The following is a 19,133-nucleotide window of genomic DNA, read 5'->3' on the forward strand; positions in this document are numbered from 1 at the left end:
CGCTAGAACTTCACATCCATCGCCACCTCGAAGGTGCGCGGCGCGCCCATGTAGTACTGCTGCCCATAAGCCTGCTTGGCATACACCTCATCGGTGAGGTTGCGTACGCGACCGGTGAGGGTGGTGTGTTGGTCCAGGCGATAGCGGGCGAAGGCGCCGAACAGGGTGTAGGCGGGAGCCTTCAGGCTGTTGGCGTTGTCGGCGTAGACCGAGTCGACGTAGCGGGCATCCACGCCGGCCGACCAGTCTTGCGTGAAGGCATAGCTCAGCCACAGGTTGGCGACGTTGGCCGGCACGTTGACCGGTGCATTGCCTTTGCGAGATACCGACACGCCGCCCACCGCTTCGTTGAATTCATCGTATCGGGCATCGACATAGGCGTAGTTGGCCTCGGCCAACAGCTTGGGCGTGACCTGCAGGCGCCCGGACAGCTCGATACCGCGCGAGGTCTGCTGGCCCGCCTGCACCGTCAGGTTGGGGTCGTTGGCGTCACGCACCGCGAAATCCTTGCGCACGATCTGGTAGACCGCCACGGTGGCGGCGCCGCGTCCGTCAAGGAAGTCGAACTTGCTGCCGGCTTCCCACTGCTCGCCCTTGGACAGGTCGAACAAGCCGACGTTGGAATAGGTCGCCGATGCCAGCGAACCGGCTGGTAGGTCGGCGGAGTTGCTGTACTGCAGATAGACACTGGCTGTCGGCGTCAGCTCGTAGGTCAGGCCGATGCGTCCGGACAGCGGCTCCCAGCGGCGCTCGAAGTAGGCCGGCGAGCTGGGGCTGACCGGGCCATAGTTGGTGACCTGCATGTCCAGGTAGTCGTAGCGCAGGGCCGTCAGCAGGGCCAGGCGGTCGGTCAGTTGCAGGCGGTTCTCGGCGAACAGTGCGCGATTGAGCACCTCGTTGCGTCGTTGTTTGGTCAGGCCGCGATTGACGCCTGGAATGTCGTAGAAGCTGCCGGGGGCGAAGTGATCCGGATCGACCACGTCGCTGTAGCTGCCCGAGGTCGGGTACAGGGTCTGGTGCATGCTCGACCAGTCCAGCCCCAGCGACCACTGGCTGCTCAGCCCGAACAGGCTGTTGTCGTGGCGCAGCTCGACGCGATCGCCGATCACGCTCTGCTGGTGGCGCTGCAGGTAGGGGCTGGAGCGCACCACGTTGCCGGCGCTGTTGTAACGGTAGCTTTCAAGATTGCGGTAATCACGCTGGGCATTGTAGTGGTAGAGGGTGTTCTGCACGCTGGTGCTGTCACTCACCTGGTAATCGAGGATCGAGCGCAGCCAGCGCACTCGCTGCTCGTAGCGTCCGTCGGCGACATTGTAGTTCTCGAAGCGGCGGCTCTTGTCGATCTTCATGGTGCTGCGCCCCGGCAGGATGGGCGAACCCCAGTAGGGGCTGTCCTCTTTGTCTTCCTGGTACTCCAGGGCCAGGGTGTGGGTGAGGTTGGGCGAGAGATCGCTGAGCAACGAGAAGGCCAGGCTGTCGGTCTTGCGCTGGTTACGGTCGATGTAGCCATTACCCTGGCTGTGGCTGAAGTCCAAGCGTGCGAAGTGACGGGCATCGGCGGGGTTCTCGGCCAGGGCCTGGTTGATGCCGAAGGCGACTTCCGAGTCGTCGTAGCTGCCGTAGCGGATACGTCCGTCGAGGGTCTGTGCATCGCGGCTGGCGAGCTTGGTGATGTAGTTGATCGAGCCACCCACGGCACCGGCGCCATGCAGGAACGACGACGGTCCGCCGATCAGCTCGACCCTATCCAGCACCCAGGCATCCACCGGACGGGTGGCGCTGCTGTAGCCCAGGTTGATGCCGTTGTAGAGCTGGGTCACCTGGTTCTGGGTGAAGCCACGGTAGGCGACGAAACCACCGTAGCCGGGGTTGGCCGAGGCGTTGACGCCGGTCATGGCGTTGATCACGTCTTGGCTGTCCTTGGCGTCACGCTGCTCGATCACCCGGCGGTCGGAGACGCTGACCGAAGCGGGTGTCTGCCGTGCGGTGAGGCCCAGGCGCGAGCCGGTACGGATCGGTTCGTCCAGTTGCACGCCGGAAGGCGCCTGCTGTTCGGCGTCGATGGTGGTGGCGTCGAGTTGCACGGGGGCGACGTCAGCCCAGGCACAGGTGCAGGTGGTGCCCATCAGGAGCACCAGAGAAGTGTTGCGGATCATGTTGTAGTGATTCCACGCAAAGGTCATGGCTGACCCGCGGGCACGGGCGTGCCCGCCTGGGGTCAGGCGAGGGGCGCTGCTGCGGGGAAATCGGAAGGGGATGCGCGGGGCGGGATGGCGGGGCGCAGGTAGCGCGGCGGCGGCTGCGCCCAACTGCGCACGATGATCGGCGAGGGGGGCCCGCTGTGTGCTGCAGGGAATGACCACAGGCTGCCGGTCAGCGGCACGGCCAGTGCAAAGGAGGAGCACACCGGGCAATCGAGCTGGGCCATGTGCTGGTCGCTGCTGCTGTCGCCCAGGTCGATGGCCGGACCCTTGCCGGTACTGTCGAGGGCGCAGAAACCACCGTCCAGGCCCGACAGACGCAGGCCGCTCATCTGGCCGTGGTGCAGGCCACAGAGCAACAGGCTGAACAGAACGCTGGCATAGAGCGTCCAGGCGGTCAGCGAACGTGTCCGACGGGTGGTTTTCATGGCCGCGAATCTACCATTCGGATGGCGGGGAGGGTGGCGGTCTTGGTGTGGTCGATTGTCGCAGCGCTGCCTGACGAATATTGCGGTGCTGTTTTCGTGGGTGAGCCCGCTGGATAAGCACTGCAGTCACTGACACAGCTCCTCTGACCATAAGCACCGAAACCGGGCTCAAGCCCGCTCCGTGGTTGTGCGCGGCGCCCTATCCCGGAGCGGCGACCGAAAAATTTCATCTTCGTTCATCTGCGGAGTTGGCCCGCAACCTGCTATATCAGTTCAGCAATTCAGACAAGCGGTCATTGCGTACCCCATCGTAGGTAAACGCGACAGATCAGCCAATATTTAGCCACACCACGGATTTCAGGGGCTGCAGGATGTCGTCCGCGCAACAATTCGAACAATCTGAAGGCGATAGCGGCTGGAGTGCTCACCTGCAATTGCGCTTCGTCAAGCGCGGGGACGTGACTCGCCTTGGTGCGCGCAAACATTACGGCCCTCTTTTGGTGCAGCGCCCGTTCTATCCTGAAGGCGCGCCGTGTCATGTCTACATCCTTCACCCGCCCGGTGGCATCGTCGCAGGTGACCGGCTCGAACTCGATATCCATCTGGAGCCTGGCAGCCACGCGCTGCTGACCATGCCTGGCGCGAGCAAGTTCTACCGCAGCATCGGTCCGACCGCGCAGCTGGCGCAACGCTTCCACCTGGCGGCTGACAGCACGCTGGAATGGCTGCCTCACGACAGCATCTTCTTCGACGGCGCCCGCGCCCGGCTCGACAGCCGTTTCACCCTTGAACCCGGCGCTCGCCTGCTGGCGTGGGAAACCTTGTGCCTGGGCCGTCCGGTGATGAACGAGCACTTCGATCATGGCGCCCTCGACAGCCGACTGCAGGTCGAGCTGCCCCACGAGCCGGGGCTCCACGAGCGCCTGCGCGTAGAGGGCGGGCATCTGGAAAAACTCGGCAGTTATCCGCTGGTCGCGACCTTCTGCGCCGCACCTGCCGATACGCACCTGCTCGAGCAGGTACGCCAGGTGCTCGACGACGTGGACACTCCGGCTGGCGCGACCCTGCTCGGGCCGTTGCTGGTGATTCGCCTGCTCGATAACGACAACCAACATGTGCAACGCACCCTGCAGCGCCTCTGGCATCTGTTGCGCCCGGCCGTCCTGGGCCTGGCGCCGAGCCCGCCGCGCATCTGGGCCACCTGAGAGAGCCTCCCATGGAGCTGACCCCGAGAGAGAAAGACAAACTGCTGCTGTTCACGGCCGCGCTGGTCGCCGAGCGCCGCCTGGCCCGTGGATTGAAGCTCAACTACCCGGAAGCTGTGGCACTGATCAGCGCCGCAGTGATGGAGGGCGCGCGTGACGGTCGCACGGTCGCCGAGCTGATGAGCCTGGGCCGCGAGGTGCTCAGCCGTGACCAGGTCATGGAGGGCGTGCCGGAACTGATCCCCGACGTCCAGGTGGAAGCGACCTTCCCCGATGGCACCAAGCTTGTGACGGTCCACGAGCCTATCGTCTGACGCTGCCCAGGAGGCATTCATGATTCCCGGAGAAATCCAGGTCGCCGCAGGCGACATCGAACTCAATGTCGGCCGTGAAACGGTCAGCGTCAGCGTTGCCAATCATGGCGACCGCCCGGTGCAGGTCGGCTCGCACTACCACTTCTACGAAGTCAACGATGCGCTGGTGTTCGAGCGCGAACCAGCCCGGGGTTTTCGCCTGGACATCCCCGCCGGCACCGCCGTGCGTTTCGAGCCTGGCCAGTCACGTACCGTGCAGTTGGTGGCCTACGCTGGCAAGCGTGAGGTGTATGGCTTCCAGGGCAAGGTGATGGGCGCGCTGGAGGGCAAGGCATGAGCCGTATTTCCCGTCGGGCCTACGCCGACATGTTCGGGCCCACCGTCGGCGACCGCGTGCGCCTGGCCGATACGGCGCTGTGGGTCGAAGTCGAGAAGGACTTCACGATCTATGGCGAGGAGGTCAAGTTCGGCGGTGGCAAGGTCATTCGCGATGGCATGGGGCAGGGCCAGATGCTGGCTGCCGAAGCTGTGGACCTGGTGCTGACCAATGCGCTGATCATCGATCACTGGGGGATCGTCAAGGCCGACATCGGCGTGCGCGGGGGGCGTATCGTCGCCATCGGCAAGGCGGGCAACCCGGACATTCAACCCGGCGTCACCATCCCGGTTGGCGCAGCAACGGAAGTGATCGCCGCCGAGGGCAAGATCGTCACCGCAGGCGGCATCGACACACACATCCACTTCATCTCCCCGCAGCAGGTGGATGAAGCCCTGACCAGCGGCGTCACTACCTTCATCGGTGGCGGCACCGGCCCTGCGACCGGTACCAACGCCACCACCTGTACGCCGGGGCCCTGGTACCTGGCGCGCATGCTCCAGGCTGCCGACAGCTTGCCGATCAACATCGGTTTTCTCGGCAAGGGCAACGTCTCCAAGCCTGAACCGCTGCGCGAGCAGATCGCCGCCGGTGCCATGGGCATGAAACTGCACGAGGACTGGGGTTCGACGCCGGCGGCCATCGATTGCTGCATGAGCGTGGCCGAAGAGATGGACATCCAGGTCGCGATCCACAGCGATACGCTCAACGAATCCGGCTGCATCGAGGACACCCTGGCAGCGATTGGCGATCGCACCATCCACACCTTCCATACCGAAGGGGCGGGCGGTGGTCATGCGCCGGACATCATTCGCGCGGCGGGGCAGGCCAACGTGCTGCCGTCCTCGACCAACCCGACGTTGCCCTACACCATCAACACCGTGGATGAGCACCTGGACATGCTCATGGTCTGCCACCACCTGGACCCGAGCATTGCCGAAGACGTGGCCTTTGCCGAGTCGCGTATCCGCCGTGAGACCATCGCCGCCGAGGACATCCTCCACGACATGGGCGCGTTCTCCATGACGTCGTCCGACTCCCAGGCCATGGGCCGGGTCGGCGAAGTGGTGCTGCGGACCTGGCAGGTGGCCCACCAGATGAAGGTGCGTCGTGGGCCCCTGGCGCCGGACGGCAGCTACAGCGACAACTTCCGGGTCAAGCGCTACATCGCCAAATACACCATCAATCCGGCGCTGAGCCATGGCATCGCGCACGAGGTCGGTTCGGTGGAGGTAGGCAAGCTGGCCGACCTGGTGGTCTGGTCGCCAGCGTTCTTCGGTGTCAAGCCATCGGCGGTGATCAAGGCCGGCCTGATCGTCACGGCGCCCATGGGCGATATCAACGGCTCGATCCCGACCCCGCAGCCGGTGCACTACCGCCCGATGTACGCAAGCTTCGGTGCAGCTCGCCACGCCACGCGCATGACTTTCCTGCCCCAGGCCGCCATGGACCGTGGGTTGGCCGAGGAGCTCGGGCTGCGCAGCCTGATCGGGGTCACCCGCGGCTGTCGCCGGGTGCGCAAGGCTGACATGGTGCATAACGGCCTGCAACCGTTGATCGAGGTCGATGCCCAGACTTACCAGGTGCGCGCCGATGGCGAGTTGCTGGTGTGCGAACCGGCCAGCGAACTGCCGCTGGCCCAGCGTTATTTCCTGTTCTGAAGGAGCAAGCATGATTGTCCTGACCCGCCGTGTCGCCGAGGCTGCCTCGGTCACCGGTACTGTCACCCTGGATGTGGACAGCCGAATCAAGAGCCGCCTGCGCGTGACCCTCGACGATGGCCGCGATGCCGGCCTGATGCTCGAGCGCGGCCATCTGCTGCGCGGTGGCGAACTGCTCGCCGATGCCGATGGCCAGCACCTGGTGCAGGTGCTGGCGGCACCGGAGCGTGTTTCCACGGTGCGCTGCGCCGATCCTTTGTTGCTGGCGCGTGCGGCCTATCACCTGGGCAATCGCCATGTGCCGTTGCAGATCGAGGCCGGCCTTTTGCGCTACCAGCATGATCATGTGCTGGACGAAATGGTGCGCGGCCTGGGCCTTGAGGTACTGATCGAGCAGGCGCCGTTCGAGCCGGAGGCGGGCGCCTACCAGAGCGCCCCTCACGGCCACGCCCACGATCATCCGTTCGTTCGCCTGTAATCCTTCCGAATTGCTTTGGAGCACACGATGAAAAAAGCCCTTGCCCTGGCGTTACTGATGATTGCCTTGCCAGCCTTCGCCCACCCCGGTCACGACAACAATCCGCTGCAAGATGGGCTGCTGCACCCGCTGACAGGCCTGGACCACCTGCTCATGCTGCTGGGTACCGGCGTATTGGCCGCGCTGACCCGACGCAACCTGAGCTTGCCCCTGGCCACGCTCTCGGCGATGTTCGGCGGCGCGGTGCTGGGGCATCTGTTCGGTGACCTGGTCGGTGTCGAAACGATGATCTCCATCTCGCTGGTGGTGGCCGCCTGCGCCATGCTGCTGCCTAACCGCCAGGTGCTGCTGGCCCTGGCCATGCCGGTGTTCGCCCTGTTCCATGGCTGGGCCCACGGCGTTGAAGCGACGCCCAGCGCGTTCTGGATGTTCAGCGCAGGCTTCGTCACCGTCAGTGCGCTGCTGCTGGTGGTCGGGTTCGGCGTAGGCTGCCTGCTGCGCCGCCACAGCAAGTTGCAGAAGCTGTTCGGTGGTGGCTTGCTGGCCGGCGCCGCGTTCGTGCTGGCCGGCTGATGAGCAGCGATCTGGCGCTGTTGCGTCTGCTGCAACTGGCAAGCCCGGGCCTGCCGGTGGGTGGTTTCACCTACTCGCAAGGTCTGGAGTGGGCCGTCGAGGCCGGTTGGGTGCGTGACACGGTCGGCTTTTGTGCCTGGCAGCGTGAGCAGTTGCACGACACCCTGGGCTGTCTTGACTGGCCGTTGCTGGCGCGCCTCTACCGCGCATGCCAGGACGATGATGCCGAGGCCTTCGCACGCTGGACCCAGTTTCTGCTGGCCAATCGCGAGACGGCCGAGCTGCGGCTTGAAGAGCGCCAGCGGGGCAGCGCCCTGGCGCGGCTGCTCGATGGCTGGCAACTGGCCCAGGCGCCGGCCTGGCGTGAGAGCATCGAGCTATCCCAGCTCGGTGGCATGGCCTGGCTGGGCGCGCACTGGTCGATCCCGCTGCGCGACTTGGCCCTCGGCCATGGCTTCGCCTGGCTGGAAGGCGCAGTCATGGCCGGGGTCAAGCTGGTGCCTTTCGGCCAGCAGGCGGCCCAGACCTTGCTGCGCGACTTGGGCGCCGAGCTGCCCGCCGTGCTCGACCAGGCCCTGATCCTTGGCGATGACGAGCTGGGCGGTGGCCTGCCGCTGCTGGCCATCGCCTCGTCAAGACACGAAACCCAATACACCCGTTTGTTCCGTTCCTGAGGACTGCCAACATGCAAAGCTATCAGCAACCCCTGCGCGTCGGTGTCGGCGGCCCGGTCGGCTCCGGCAAGACCGCGCTGCTCGAGGCCCTGTGCAAGGCCATGCGTGACCATTACCACATCGCCGTGGTGACCAACGATATCTACACCAAGGAGGACCAGCGCATCCTCACCGAGGCTGGGGCCCTGGAGCCTGAGCGTATCGTTGGCGTCGAGACCGGCGGCTGCCCGCACACCGCGATTCGCGAAGACGCCTCGATGAACCTGGCGGCGGTGGAAGCGCTGGCGCGCAAGTTCGGTAACCTGGAGGTGATCTTCGTCGAGAGTGGTGGCGATAACCTGAGCGCGACTTTCAGCCCGGAACTGGCCGACCTGACCATCTACGTGATCGACGTGGCCGAAGGCGAGAAGATCCCGCGCAAGGGCGGGCCGGGCATCACCAAGTCGGACTTCCTGGTGATCAACAAGACCGACCTTGCACCTTATGTCGGTGCTTCACTGGAAGTGATGGAGCGCGACACCAACCGCATGCGCCCCGAGCGACCCTGGACGTTCAGCAACCTGAAGAAGGGTGACGGGTTGCAGGCGGTAATCGATTTCATCGTCGATCGCGGGATGCTGGGGGTGAGGGGGTAAGCCTTCTCTGAGCTTGACTCAGTCCCTGTGGCGGCGACGGTTCGCCGCCCCCACAGATCCTTTGTTAGGCCGCGATCTTCGACGGATCGGTCTGCAGCAACCAGCGGCTGCGCTGCGATTGCAGCAGCCCCTCGAGCAGCGACACACCGCGATCGCGCTGGGCGATGCGGTCCTGCTCGAATGCATCCCTAAGCAGGTTCAGCACGTTGCGCGACTGGGTCACCGCCTTGGGCGTAGTCACGTCGCTTTTCAGGTGGCCATCGACATAGGTGAGGATCCGCTCTTTCTGGCTCGCCTGCTGGGTGGCGCTGGCTTCCACCAGTTGGCCTTTGTCATAGGCCAGGCGGGTGGTGCTGCTGGCCTGGTCATCGATCAGGTGGTAGCTGTAGTTTTGCGACTCGCGGTCGCTGCCCAGCATCAGGTTGGTCAGCGGATTGAGGCCGCGGTGGAACGAGGCGGTGAGTTTGCTCTGCTGGTTCTGCTCCACCGACCGGTCCTGCAGGCCACGGTTCTTGACCGTGGTGCTCTGCGAGGTGCTGAAGGTGAAACTGTCGGTTTCGTCCAGGCGCATCGGGTTGCTTCTGCGCGTGGTTTCGCTGATCGAGGCGCTGAAGTCGGCCAGGCCGCTGAGCAGGGCACGGTCCTTGTCGTTCAGGGCCGTCGGGCTTTGCACCGCAGGTTGGCGATTGTCGTCGATGCTGTTGAGCTGGGTGAACGCGTTCTTGAACAGGTTCATCAGGTTCTCGTCGCCACGGCCACGGCGCTGGGCGGCGTCGAACTGGGTCAGGTAGTTGTCGATCGCCGCCTTGCGCTGCGCCGACTTGCCCAGCAGCTCGGCGTCCTGTGTATCCAGGCTCAGTTGCACCTGGCCGGACGGGCCCTGCAGACTTAGGCTGCGCGCCTTGTCGTCGAGGCTCAGGGAGAAGGTCTGCTCGCCGCTCAGGGATTCGAACTTGCTGTTCATCTGCAACGAGCTGAACAGTTTCGGATCGAGCTTGACCAGGGCGCCGAGCTTGAGCTGGGGTGGCACCTCGTTGAGGCCGTCGATGGTGGACTGGAAGGAGTCGGCGAGGTTGCCCAGGCCCTTGAGTTCTTCGCTGCTGAGCGAGCCGCCTTCGACTTCCGCGCTCACCGCCAGGCCCTTTTCGCTACTGGCCAGCGACAAGCGAATGGTCGCGCCGGACGCGGTGGTCAGGCTGAAGGTGACGCCGCTGTCGGGATTCTCGCGCAGGCGCTGCTGCTGCAGCTTGAGCACGCCAGGGTCGATTGGAGAGTCGTCGCTGAAGGCGAACACCGACTGCGAGATGTTCTTGCCGCCGTTCTGTGCGAGCTGTTCGATCAAGGCCGCACCAATGCCTTTGAAGCGGCCCGCGCTGCTGGACGACTGGAAGGCGGTCTGCAGCGTGGTGGCGAGCTTGTCCTGGCTGTCCTTTTCCCAGACATAGCGGACCTGGCCTGGCAGCAGACCCTGGCGCGAGTAGGTCTCGGAATCGCTGATGGTGTTGCTCTGGCCGAGAATCACGCTGGTGCTCGGGACTGCCGAGACACTGGCGATGCCGGTCGGGTTGCTGGCGCTGGCCGGGGCCGGTTGCGGGGCAGTCAGGACCGGGGCCAGGCGCTGTGCAGCTGTTATCGGATTCATTAGCGTCCTGCCGAATAGAGATACGGGTACACCAGTGATATCGGCAGGCCAGCACTCAACATTAGAAAAAACGCGCAAACGAAACGGCCCGCCAGAAGGCGGGCCGTTCGTTACAGCAGGCGGCGATCAGCGGCGGCGGAACAGCGGCAGCGGCTCGTCGGTGGCACCCTGGTAGGTGACCGAGAAGTCCTTCAGGCTCTGCAACGCGTCTTCCGGGTCCTTGTCGGCACGGATGGCGAAGGCATCGAAGCCGCAGCGGGCCATGTAGAACAGTTGGTCGCGCAGTACATCGCCAATGGCGCGCAGCTCGCCCTTGTACTGGTAGCGATCACGCAGCAGGCGCGCATTGGAGTAGTTGCGCCCGTCGGTGAAGGCCGGGAAGTTCAGGGCGATGACCTGGAAGTGCTGGACGTCCTCGCCAATTTCCTCGGCTTCTTCGTCACTGTCCAGCCACACGCCCAGGCCGCCGTCGCGGGCCTTGAGGGCATGGGCATGGTCGCGCCACAGCTGCAGTGGAACGATGTAGTCGTCGCAGTTGGTCAGCTCGTCGAACGAGGTTTCCTTGGGCAGCAGGTGCCAGGTTTCGTCGATGAGCTGGTTGTTCTTAATGATTCGCTGCATAGACGCGTTCCTTGAATGGGTCGATGCCGATACGCTGGTAGGTGTCGATGAAGCGCTCGTCTTCGTTGCGCTGCTCGACGTACACGTTGATCAGCTTCTCGATCACGTCAGCCATGTCGTCCTGAGCGAAGGAGGGGCCGAGAATCTTGCCCAGGCTCGCATCGCGCGCGGCGTTGCCGCCCAGCGACACCTGGTAGAACTCCTCGCCTTTCTTGTCCACGCCGAGGATGCCGATGTGGCCCACGTGGTGGTGGCCGCAGGCGTTCATGCAGCCGGAGATGTTGAGGTCGAGCTCGCCGATGTCGAACAGATAGTCCAGGTCGTCGAAGCGGCGCTGGATGGATTCGGCGATCGGGATCGACTTGGCATTGGCCAGCGAGCAGAAGTCGCCGCCTGGGCAGCAGATGATGTCGGTCAGCAGGCCGATGTTGGGCGTGGCGAAACCGCCTTCACGCAGTTCCAGCCACAGCGCGTGCAGCTGGCGCTGCTCGACGTCGGCGAGGATGATGTTCTGCTCGTGCGAGGTGCGCAGGAAGCCGAAACTGTAGCGCTCGGCGAGGTCGGCCACGGCATCGAGCTGCTTGTCGGTCAGGTCGCCTGGAGCGACGCCGGTAGGTTTGAGCGAGAGGGTCACGGCCACATAGCCAGGCTTTTTGTGCGCACGGGTGTTGCGCGAACGCCAGCGGGCGAACCCTGGGTGCTCCTGGTCCAGGGCGCTGTAGTCGACATTGTCGAGGGCCTGGTACTCGGGGTCGATGAAGTGACGCGAGACGCGCTGGACTTCTGCTTCGGTCAGGGTGCTGTTGCCGCCACGCAGGTGGGCCATTTCGGCCTCGACTTTCTCGGCGAACACTTCTGGCGTCAGGGCCTTGACCAGGATCTTGATCCGCGCCTTGTACTTGTTGTCACGACGGCCGTAACGGTTGTACACGCGCAGGATGGCGTCGAGGTAGCTGATCAGGTCCTGCCAGGGCAGGAACTCATTGATGAACGAGCCGACCACCGGCGTGCGGCCCAGGCCGCCACCGACCAGCACGCGGAAGCCCAGCTCGCCGGCTTCGTTGCGCACAGGCTCAAGGCCGATGTCGTGCACTTCGATGGCCGCGCGGTCTTCCTTCGAACCGTTGATCGCAATCTTGAACTTGCGCGGCAGGTAGGCGAATTCCGGGTGGAAGGTGGTCCACTGGCGGACGATCTCACACCAGGGGCGTGGATCGATCAGCTCGTCTGCGGCAACGCCGGCAAACTGGTCGGTGGTGGTGTTGCGCAGGCAGTTGCCGCTGGTCTGGATCGCGTGCATCTGCACGGTGGCCAGTTCAGCCAGGATGTCCGGGATGTCTTCCAGCGCAGGCCAGTTGAACTGCACGTTCTGGCGGGTGGAGATGTGCGCGTAGCCCTTGTCGTAGTCGCGGGCGATCTTGGCCAGCATGCGGACCTGGCGCGCGTTCAACTGGCCGTAGGGCACGGCGACGCGCAGCATCGGGGCGAAACGTTGGATGTAGAGGCCGTTCTGCAGGCGCAGAGGGCGGAATTCTTCTTCGCTCAGCTCACCGGCCAGGTAGCGGCGGGTCTGATCACGGAACTGCTTGACGCGGTCCTCGATGATCCGCTGATCGTACTCGTCGTATACGTACATAAAAGTCCTGTCTCAGGCTGCATGCAGCTAATCGCGCGCACGGCCGCGCACTCCGGGTCGGAGCGGGGGAACGATAACAGGTTGTATTTATGCGCTAAAGTGATGTTTTTGCATATGAAAAGAACCATTTGGACTAAGTGAGACTGGCTGCTATTTATCCGCGATGGCCATGCGCCGTTATACTGTATCCTTTGCTTTTGCAGGGATGTCTCGCATGGTCATCAGGACGCTGTGCCGCAGCCTGTGCCTGGGTCTGCCGCTGGCGGCAAGCGCCCAAGCCGCTTCGGTGGTTTTTCTCAATCCCGGGTTGTCCGATGAGACGTTCTGGGTTGGCTATTCGCGGTTCATGCAAGCGGCGGCCGACGACCTGGGCATGGATCTGCGCGTGGTGTACGGCGAGCGCCAGGCCGAGCGGCAACTGGAGCAGGCGCGGGCGGTCCTGCAGGGCGAGCACAAGCCCGACTACCTGGTGCTGGTCAACGAGCAGTATGTGGCGCCAGAGATCATGCGCCTGTCGCAGGGCAGCGGGGTCAAGCTGTTGTTGGTCAACAACGGCCTGACCGAGGGACAGGCCGAAGAGATTCAGGCACAGCCGGGCAAGTACGCGCCGCTGCTCGGCTCATTGGTCGGCAATGACGAACAGGCGGGTTACCAGATGCTGCACGACCTGGTCGCCAGCCTGCCCCGAACAGGCGAACCGATCGAGCTGCTGGCGTTTTCCGGCATCAGCACCACGCCTGCTTCGCAACTGCGCGAGCAAGGCATGCGGCGGGCGTTGGCCGAGTTTCCGCACGTACGCTTGCGCCAGCTGGTGTATGGCGGCTGGAGCCGCCAACGGGCCTTCGAGCAGGCCAAGTTGCTGCTGCAGCGTTATCCGCGGGTGCGCCTGGTGTGGTCGGCGAACGACCAGATGGCGTTCGGTGCAATGCAGGCGTTCGAGTCGGTTGGCCTGGTGCCGGGGCGCGATGTGTTGTTCAGCGCGGTCAACAGTTCGCCGGAGGCCTTGCAGGCTCGCGTGGATGGGCGGCTGAGCGTGCTCATGGGCGGGCATTTCAGCCTGGGTGGTTGGGCCATGGTGATGCTGCATGACGACGCCCGGGGCCTGGCGATGGACCGTGACGGGCAACACCTGTACCGCCTGCCGGTGCTGCAGGCCATCGATGCGGCGAAGGCGCAGCGCTGGCTGGAACTGAGCGCCCGCAAAGGCTATGACGTCGACTTTCGCCGCTACAGCGCAGAGGGGCGGGGCACCGACTATCGCTACCCGTTCCTGACGTCACCCGTCGATTATTGAAAGACCCTGCTTGAGCAAAGGGCATTGCTGGACTTAACTGCTGGTGTGACGTGCATTCCCATAACCACTACAAGAGGCAATGCAATGGGAAACCCGACCAAGCTCCGCAAGCCTGACAGCAGTGTCGACGCCTGGGCGATCCTGTGCCTGATCGTGCTGGTTGTCGTGACCGCTGTGTACTGGGTCAGCCATCAGTAACGCACACTTCAGACCGTGAACTGCAACCTGAGCCGCCCGCGGGAGAGAATTCCGCGGGCGGGTGCGTTCTGGTTTGCGCACGCAAAATGAGTGTTTCACCGCCCCGTCAGATGCATCGCCAACTGCACCAGCCCCACCAGCACCAGGATGAACACCAGGGTGAACATCACCCCCATCACGATGAAATGGCTGGCCTTGCCGTGGGTGAAGTCGCGCGCGCGGTTCTTGCCGCTCTGCACGCCGAAGGCGGCAGCCAGGATGCTGTGCAGCATCTGCCAGAAGGTGGGTGGCTTGCCTTGGCTGGAATCGTCCATGGTGGCTCCCGGAAATCAGAGGCAATCAGCGAAAGTGTAGGCAACAACGGCGCTCAGCGCCCGACCCGCTTGCCACGTTGCAAGCCAACCTCCAGTGCCTGCCCGTCGCGTTGCTTGCCCTGGCGTGCCAAACCTTCGAGCTGGGGAATGAGCATGCCCTCGGGCAGGTGGCGCCAGAAACGCCCCGGCATGTGCAGGCGCAGGGCGTCGGGGTTCAGCCGCGCCGGGTTGAAGGTGGAGCGGTAGTAGGTACGCCATAGCTCGGCGCCGGGATCTTCGGCATGGCGCGCCCAGTCCACCCATTCACGCGGACACTGCCGACGGTAGTCGAGCTTGCTGCCGTCGAAGCGTATGCCATCGGTGGGCGTTGCGATCAGCCAGCGCTGGCGCCCGAGGCGGTCGGCAAAATGGCCACTGGCGCTTTCAAGGATGTCATGGGCAGGTTCGTGGTAGGCCACCAGGTCCAGTTGCAGGCGCTCGGCGACCGCTTCCGGCAACGGCACGAAGCGCACGAAGGCGTGCAGGTGATGCGCCTCGCGGGAGACCTGCTTGATACGCCGCTGCAACTCGCTGCCCAGGCGGTCGCCGGCGAGCATTGCCGTGCGATCTCCATGGGCGACACGCCAGAGGACTTCGTACAGCAGGTTCCAGCGTTGTTCGCCGCGATAGCGAGCGGCCTGCTCAAGCTGTGCCAGCAAGGCCGCGGGCACCCGCGCACGGAAGGGGCCGGGTCCTTGTGGCAAAGGCGTGGGGATGGCCAGCAGGTCGTCCATCGGCCCCTGGCCCCAGGTCACCTCGGCCGGGTCGATGCCATGGCCGAGCAGCACCCGCGCCTGGTCGCGCCAGGTGCCGAACAGGTCGTCGCAATCCAGCGCGATCATGCCCATAGCCCCATCTGCACCGGTGCCTGCGGTTCGCGCAGGCGTTGGCGCAGCAAGCCGCTGCGCAGTTCGGCCTGGGCCGGGCGATAATCGCTGGTGACGATGAACGGCCGGGCCTTTTCCAGCACGCAGCGCAGTTGGATCAGATCGTCGTAGCGGATCCGCCGCTCGCGTCGCAGCGCCACCAGCCGCTGTACGCTGCGCAGGCCGATACCGGGAATACGGGCGAGCAGGGCGGGCTCGGCGCGGTTCAGGTCCAGCGGAAAGACCTCGCGGTTGGCCAGGGCCCAGGCCAGCTTGGGGTCGATGTCCAGCGCCAGGTTACCGGCCTGGCCGAGCAGCTCGCCGGCCTTGTAGCCGTAGCCGCGCATCAGGAAGTCGGCCTGGTACAGGCGGTGCTCGCGCAGCAGCGGCGGTGCGGCGAGCGGCACACTGTTCGGGCTGTCCGGGATCGGGCTGAAGGCGGAGTAGTACACGCGCTTGAGGCCATAGCCCTGGTACAGCGATTCGGCGTTGCGCAGCAGGGTGCGGTCGTCGGTGGTATCGGCACCGACGATTACCTGGGTACTCTGCCCGGCCGGTGTGAAACGCGGCGCCCGCGGTTCGCCGGCCACGGCCTGCTGGCCCTGGTGAATCACGCCCATGGCCTGACGGATGGTGTGTGCCTGTTTTTCCGGCGCCAGGCGCTTGAGGCTGGCCTCGGTGGGTAGCTCGACGTTGACGCTCAGCCGGTCGGCCAGGCGCCCGGCTTCTTCGATCAGCAGCGGGTCGGCGTCGGGGATGGTCTTGAGGTGGATGTAGCCGCGGAAACCATGCTCTTCGCGCAGCAGCCTGGCAACGCGGTTCAACTGCTCCATAGTGTAGTCGGCCGAGCGGATGATGCCCGAGCTCAGGAACAGCCCGCTGATGCAGTTGCGCCGGTAGAAGTCGAGGGTCAGGCGCACCACTTCCTCGGGGCTGAAGCGTGCGCGAGGCACGTTGCTGGAGCGGCGATTGACGCAGTACTGGCAGTCGTACAGGCAAAAGTTGGTGAGCAGCACCTTGAGCAGCGACACGCAGCGCCCGTCAGGGGTATAGCTGTGGCAGATGCCCATGCCATCGGTGGCGCCAAGCCCGTCACGCCCCCGCGAGCTGCGCGTGGGCGCGCCGCTGCTGGCGCAGGATGCATCGTATTTGGCTGCGTCGGCGAGAATGCCGAGCTTGGCGATGAGTTGCATGGGGATGTCTCGAGATACTGGTTTTTCATACAGTATTTGCAGAGCGGTCGAGTTGCAAGAGGCTTCTTGAAGTTGCCTGACGGCTTGACCTCGGTTCCACCACCACAGCCTGAATGCGCGAGCGGCTAACCTGAGTGAATCACTCAGCTAAGCTTGCCTGGGATTTCGTACGCCACAGGCACGAACACTCGGACCAGGGGCAAGGCACATTCACGGACAGGATCGGGGCCAGCGGTGCCTCGACGGAGGGAGCACATGAACAGAGGAATCGCATTCAAACCGGCCCTTGCGGGCCTGGCCTTGGCCTTTGGCCTCACGGCCGTCCAGGCTGCCGAGAGCAAGCGGGTCGATGTGCTGCTGGTGGGCGGCGGGATCATGAGCTCCACGCTGGCCGTGTGGCTCAACGAGCTCGAGCCCGGTTGGTCGATGGAGATGATCGAGCGGCTGGACAAGGTCGCCGAGGAAAGCTCAAACGGTTGGAACAACGCCGGTACCGGGCATTCGGCGCTGGCCGAGCTGAACTACACCCCTGAAAAGGACGGCAAGATCGACATCAGCAAGGCGGTGGAGATCAACGAGTCGTTTCAGGTCACCCGGCAGTTTCTCGCCTGGCAGGTCAAGCAGGGGGTACTGAAGAACCCACGTTCGTTCATCAACGCCACACCGCACATGAGCTTTGTCTGGGGCGATGACAATATCCGTTTCCTGCGCAAGCGCTACGAGGCGCTGCAGGCCAGCCCGCTGTTCAAGCCCATGCAGTATTCGGAAGACAACGCACAGATCGCCAAGTGGGTGCCGTTGATGATGGAAGGGCGCGACCCGAACCAGAAGCTTGCGGTGACCTGGACGCCGATCGGCACAGACGTCAATTTCGGCGAGATCACCCGTCAGTACGTGACGTACCTGCAGACCCGCCCCAACTTCGACCTCAAGCTCTCCAGCGAAGTGCAGGACATCACCCGCAACGACGACGGCTCGTGGCATGTGGAGTACAAGAACCTCAAGGATGGCAGCACGTCGGCCACCGATGCGAAGTTCCTGTTCATCGGCGCCGGTGGCGCGGCGCTGCCTCTGTTGCAGAAGTCAGGCATCCCCGAGGCGAAGGAGTACGCAGGTTTCCCGGTGGGGGGATCGTTCCTGGTGACCGAGAACGCTGCCATTGCCGAGCGCCACATGGCCAAGGCCTATGGCATCGCCTCGACGGGGGCGCCGCCGATGTCGGTGCCGCATCTGGATACGCGAGTGCTCGATGGCAAGCGGGTGATTCTGTTCGGGCCCTTTGCAACCTTCTCGACCAAGTTTCTCAAGGAAGGCTCGCTGCTCGACCTGTTCGGCAGCATGACGCTACACAACAGTTGGCCGATGGTACGTGTCGGGGTCCGCGAGTTCGACCTGGTGCAGTACCTGATCGGCCAGGTCATGCAGTCGGACGACGACCGCTTCGCTGCGCTGCAGACCTACTTCCCCCATGCCAAGAAAGAAGACTGGCGCCTGTGGCAGGCTGGGCAGCGCGTACAGATCATCAAGAACGACCCTGAGCAGGGCGGGGTGCTCAAGCTTGGCACCGAGGTCGTGACCTCTGCCGACGGCACCATTGCCGGCCTGCTGGGTGCCTCGCCGGGCGCCTCGACCGCGCCACCGATCATGCTCGACCTGCTGCGCAAGGTGTTCAAGGACAAGGTCGCTTCACCACCCTGGCAGGAGAAGCTGCACCAGATCATCCCAAGCTACGGGCTCAAGTTGAACGAGCATCCTGACAAGGTGCAGGAGGAGTGGGACTACACCAATGAAGTGTTGCAACTGCAGCCTCTGACTTCGCCAGCGGGCTGAGCCCGGCGGTTGGCGGCCCGGGTGCGGGGCCGCCAGATGCGGAGCTACCGTCTCGAAAGCGTGCCGCCATGCCGCAGCTCGCTTTCGTGTTCGCTTGCTAAGATGCGTCCACTCTCAAGCACTGGACATCCTCAATGAGCGACCGCACTCCGATCATTCCCGCTTCCCAGCAGAAACTTGCCGAACGTGCCGGTTATCTGCCGGCCTTGAAGGTCGGTAATACGTTGTATCTGGCAGGTCAGGTGGGGCGTACGGCGGATCTGCAGGTCATTGCCGACCCGCGGCAGCAGTTTCACGCGGCGTGGGAAAACCTGAGGGACGTGCTGGCGGCTGCCGGTTGTGATTTCGCGGATGTGGTGGAACTGACCACTTATCATGTCGGCTTGCGCGAGCACATGGCGGTGTTTCGTGAGGTCAAGGACGCGCTGTTCCCGCGGGGTACCTGCCCCTGGACCTGTATTGGTGTCAGCGAACTGGCCCATGACGGGCTGCTGGTGGAGATCAAGTGCGTGGCGGTTGGGCGCCAGGGGTGAAATGCAGAAGGGGCGCCAACGCAGACTGTGTGAAAACCTAGCAATCTGCCCCGCCCTTTAAGAGAATGCTCCGTATCGAAAGATACGGAGCATTCTTCGTTATGGCCTACATACAAGGAGAGTCCCGCAGCCAGACCAGCTTGTTCCCGGTCTCGCTGGAGGAATTGATCCCGGAAGATCACCTCGTACGGGTCATCGACCTGTATGTCGCCAAGCTTGATCTGGGTCAGCTCGGCTTTGAGAAAACTCAGCCCAAGGCCACCGGGCGCCCCGCGTACGACCCCGCCGATCAGCTAAAGCTCTACCTTTATGGTTATTTCCAGCGCATTCGCTCGTCCCGGCGCCTGGAAGCCGAATGCCAGCGCAACATCGAAGTGATGTGGCTGATCAACCGGCTCAAACCCGACTTCAAAACCATCGCC

At 64.1% G+C, this 19,133-nt stretch carries 20 protein-coding genes; 12 read left to right on the plus strand and 8 right to left on the minus strand.

Annotated features, from left to right (window positions below; translation table 11 throughout):
• Positions 1-2 precede the first annotated feature (2 nt).
• Both VA602_RS06130 and VA602_RS06135 read right to left on the minus strand, forming a co-directional pair.
• Positions 3-2,156, minus strand: a complete 2,154-nt coding sequence (locus VA602_RS06130; RefSeq protein WP_323452778.1) for a TonB-dependent receptor — start codon at positions 2,154-2,156, stop codon at positions 3-5.
• A gap of 62 nt (positions 2,157-2,218) precedes the next feature.
• A complete protein-coding gene (locus tag VA602_RS06135) occupies positions 2,219-2,629 on the minus strand; it encodes a DUF2946 domain-containing protein (protein ID WP_323452779.1) in 411 nt (136 codons plus the stop codon).
• 371 nt (positions 2,630-3,000) lie between these two features.
• Between VA602_RS06135 and VA602_RS06140 the strand changes: the two genes are divergently transcribed.
• Genes VA602_RS06140 through ureG form a run of 8 tightly spaced genes read left to right on the plus strand, consistent with a single transcriptional unit; the run spans position 3,001 to position 8,545 of the window.
• The gene (locus VA602_RS06140; protein ID WP_323452780.1) at positions 3,001-3,834 is read left to right on the plus strand and encodes an urease accessory protein UreD; all 834 of its coding nucleotides are present in this window, start codon (positions 3,001-3,003) and stop codon (positions 3,832-3,834) included.
• A gap of 11 nt (positions 3,835-3,845) precedes the next feature.
• Entirely contained in the window at positions 3,846-4,148 is a 303-nt protein-coding gene (locus VA602_RS06145; protein WP_054890764.1) for an urease subunit gamma, read from the plus strand.
• A 19-nt stretch (positions 4,149-4,167) separates the two neighbouring features.
• Positions 4,168-4,485 (plus strand): urease subunit beta, encoded by a 318-nt coding sequence (locus VA602_RS06150; RefSeq protein WP_054890763.1) that lies wholly within the window; start codon positions 4,168-4,170, stop codon positions 4,483-4,485.
• Positions 4,482-6,185: an urease subunit alpha gene (ureC, locus tag VA602_RS06155; RefSeq protein WP_323452781.1), complete on the plus strand. Its 1,704-nt coding sequence runs from the start codon at positions 4,482-4,484 to the stop codon at positions 6,183-6,185. The genes VA602_RS06150 and ureC overlap by 4 nt, the downstream gene beginning before the upstream one ends.
• 10 nt (positions 6,186-6,195) lie before the next feature.
• The gene (ureE, locus tag VA602_RS06160; RefSeq protein WP_112898380.1) at positions 6,196-6,663 is read left to right on the plus strand and encodes an urease accessory protein UreE; all 468 of its coding nucleotides are present in this window, start codon (positions 6,196-6,198) and stop codon (positions 6,661-6,663) included.
• 27 nt (positions 6,664-6,690) lie between these two features.
• Positions 6,691-7,236 (plus strand): HupE/UreJ family protein, encoded by a 546-nt coding sequence (locus VA602_RS06165; RefSeq protein WP_063545045.1) that lies wholly within the window; start codon positions 6,691-6,693, stop codon positions 7,234-7,236.
• Entirely contained in the window at positions 7,236-7,910 is a 675-nt protein-coding gene (locus tag VA602_RS06170; protein ID WP_323452782.1) for an urease accessory protein UreF, read from the plus strand. The genes VA602_RS06165 and VA602_RS06170 overlap by 1 nt, the downstream gene beginning before the upstream one ends.
• 11 nt (positions 7,911-7,921) lie before the next feature.
• Positions 7,922-8,545 carry an urease accessory protein UreG gene (gene ureG, locus VA602_RS06175; RefSeq protein WP_054890758.1) on the plus strand — a complete coding sequence of 208 codons (624 nt, stop codon included), beginning with the start codon at positions 7,922-7,924 and terminating at the stop codon, positions 8,543-8,545.
• A gap of 64 nt (positions 8,546-8,609) precedes the next feature.
• Here the strand turns inward: ureG and VA602_RS06180 are convergent, their stop codons facing one another.
• The 3 genes from VA602_RS06180 to VA602_RS06190 form a co-directional block, all read right to left on the minus strand.
• The gene (locus tag VA602_RS06180) at positions 8,610-10,187 is read right to left on the minus strand and encodes a hypothetical protein (RefSeq protein WP_323452783.1); all 1,578 of its coding nucleotides are present in this window, start codon (positions 10,185-10,187) and stop codon (positions 8,610-8,612) included.
• Positions 10,188-10,313: 126 nt separating this feature from the next.
• Positions 10,314-10,808, minus strand: coding sequence for a DUF934 domain-containing protein (locus VA602_RS06185; protein WP_054890756.1), 495 nt, complete (start codon positions 10,806-10,808; stop codon positions 10,314-10,316).
• Complete coding sequence (locus tag VA602_RS06190; protein ID WP_054890755.1) at positions 10,792-12,444, minus strand: nitrite/sulfite reductase; 1,653 nt, start codon at positions 12,442-12,444, stop codon at positions 10,792-10,794. The genes VA602_RS06185 and VA602_RS06190 overlap by 17 nt, the downstream gene beginning before the upstream one ends.
• Before the next feature lie 214 nt (positions 12,445-12,658).
• On the opposite strand from VA602_RS06190, the gene VA602_RS06195 reads away from it, so the two are divergent.
• Positions 12,659-13,738, plus strand: a complete 1,080-nt coding sequence (locus VA602_RS06195) for an ABC transporter substrate-binding protein (RefSeq protein ID WP_323452784.1) — start codon at positions 12,659-12,661, stop codon at positions 13,736-13,738.
• A gap of 293 nt (positions 13,739-14,031) precedes the next feature.
• On the opposite strand, the gene VA602_RS06200 is transcribed toward VA602_RS06195, so the two are convergent.
• From VA602_RS06200 to VA602_RS06210, 3 genes are read right to left on the minus strand one after another with little or no spacing between them, the layout of a single operon-like run.
• Positions 14,032-14,250, minus strand: coding sequence for a DUF2970 domain-containing protein (locus VA602_RS06200; protein WP_054890753.1), 219 nt, complete (start codon positions 14,248-14,250; stop codon positions 14,032-14,034).
• Between the two features lie 53 nt (positions 14,251-14,303).
• A complete protein-coding gene (locus VA602_RS06205; RefSeq protein ID WP_153773758.1) occupies positions 14,304-15,137 on the minus strand; it encodes a TIGR03915 family putative DNA repair protein in 834 nt (277 codons plus the stop codon).
• Positions 15,128-16,348: a putative DNA modification/repair radical SAM protein gene (locus VA602_RS06210; protein ID WP_323452785.1), complete on the minus strand. Its 1,221-nt coding sequence runs from the start codon at positions 16,346-16,348 to the stop codon at positions 15,128-15,130. The genes VA602_RS06205 and VA602_RS06210 overlap by 10 nt, the downstream gene beginning before the upstream one ends.
• A gap of 255 nt (positions 16,349-16,603) precedes the next feature.
• On the opposite strand from VA602_RS06210, the gene mqo reads away from it, so the two are divergent.
• The 3 genes from mqo to VA602_RS06225 form a co-directional block, all read left to right on the plus strand.
• Positions 16,604-18,178, plus strand: a complete 1,575-nt coding sequence (gene mqo / locus VA602_RS06215; RefSeq protein ID WP_054890750.1) for a malate dehydrogenase (quinone) — start codon at positions 16,604-16,606, stop codon at positions 18,176-18,178.
• Between the two features lie 134 nt (positions 18,179-18,312).
• Positions 18,313-18,711, plus strand: coding sequence for a RidA family protein (locus VA602_RS06220; protein WP_063545039.1), 399 nt, complete (start codon positions 18,313-18,315; stop codon positions 18,709-18,711).
• A 101-nt stretch (positions 18,712-18,812) separates the two neighbouring features.
• Positions 18,813-19,133 (plus strand): transposase (locus VA602_RS06225; RefSeq protein WP_323452786.1); only part of this gene is annotated, 321 nt, incomplete at its 3' end.

This window comes from Pseudomonas machongensis (assembly GCF_034961125.1).
In the GTDB taxonomy this organism is placed as follows: Bacteria; Pseudomonadota; Gammaproteobacteria; order Pseudomonadales; family Pseudomonadaceae; genus Aquipseudomonas; species Aquipseudomonas machongensis.

Coding starts and splice junctions, on each gene's coding strand:
- VA602_RS06210 (WP_323452785.1), bottom strand. CDS start 16,348: ATGCAACTCATCGCCAAGCTCGGCATTCTCGCCGACGCAGCCAAATAC.
- VA602_RS06200 (WP_054890753.1), bottom strand. CDS start 14,250: ATGGACGATTCCAGCCAAGGCAAGCCACCCACCTTCTGGCAGATGCTG.
- VA602_RS06220 (WP_063545039.1), top strand. CDS start 18,313: ATGAGCGACCGCACTCCGATCATTCCCGCTTCCCAGCAGAAACTTGCC.
- VA602_RS06195 (WP_323452784.1), top strand. CDS start 12,659: ATGGTCATCAGGACGCTGTGCCGCAGCCTGTGCCTGGGTCTGCCGCTG.
- ureE (WP_112898380.1), top strand. CDS start 6,196: ATGATTGTCCTGACCCGCCGTGTCGCCGAGGCTGCCTCGGTCACCGGT.
- ureG (WP_054890758.1), top strand. CDS start 7,922: ATGCAAAGCTATCAGCAACCCCTGCGCGTCGGTGTCGGCGGCCCGGTC.
- VA602_RS06190 (WP_054890755.1), bottom strand. CDS start 12,444: ATGTACGTATACGACGAGTACGATCAGCGGATCATCGAGGACCGCGTC.
- VA602_RS06185 (WP_054890756.1), bottom strand. CDS start 10,808: ATGCAGCGAATCATTAAGAACAACCAGCTCATCGACGAAACCTGGCAC.
- mqo (WP_054890750.1), top strand. CDS start 16,604: ATGAACAGAGGAATCGCATTCAAACCGGCCCTTGCGGGCCTGGCCTTG.
- VA602_RS06140 (WP_323452780.1), top strand. CDS start 3,001: ATGTCGTCCGCGCAACAATTCGAACAATCTGAAGGCGATAGCGGCTGG.
- VA602_RS06150 (WP_054890763.1), top strand. CDS start 4,168: ATGATTCCCGGAGAAATCCAGGTCGCCGCAGGCGACATCGAACTCAAT.
- ureC (WP_323452781.1), top strand. CDS start 4,482: ATGAGCCGTATTTCCCGTCGGGCCTACGCCGACATGTTCGGGCCCACC.
- VA602_RS06145 (WP_054890764.1), top strand. CDS start 3,846: ATGGAGCTGACCCCGAGAGAGAAAGACAAACTGCTGCTGTTCACGGCC.
- VA602_RS06180 (WP_323452783.1), bottom strand. CDS start 10,187: ATGAATCCGATAACAGCTGCACAGCGCCTGGCCCCGGTCCTGACTGCC.
- VA602_RS06170 (WP_323452782.1), top strand. CDS start 7,236: ATGAGCAGCGATCTGGCGCTGTTGCGTCTGCTGCAACTGGCAAGCCCG.
- VA602_RS06165 (WP_063545045.1), top strand. CDS start 6,691: ATGAAAAAAGCCCTTGCCCTGGCGTTACTGATGATTGCCTTGCCAGCC.
- VA602_RS06205 (WP_153773758.1), bottom strand. CDS start 15,137: ATGGGCATGATCGCGCTGGATTGCGACGACCTGTTCGGCACCTGGCGC.
- VA602_RS06135 (WP_323452779.1), bottom strand. CDS start 2,629: ATGAAAACCACCCGTCGGACACGTTCGCTGACCGCCTGGACGCTCTAT.
- VA602_RS06130 (WP_323452778.1), bottom strand. CDS start 2,156: ATGATCCGCAACACTTCTCTGGTGCTCCTGATGGGCACCACCTGCACC.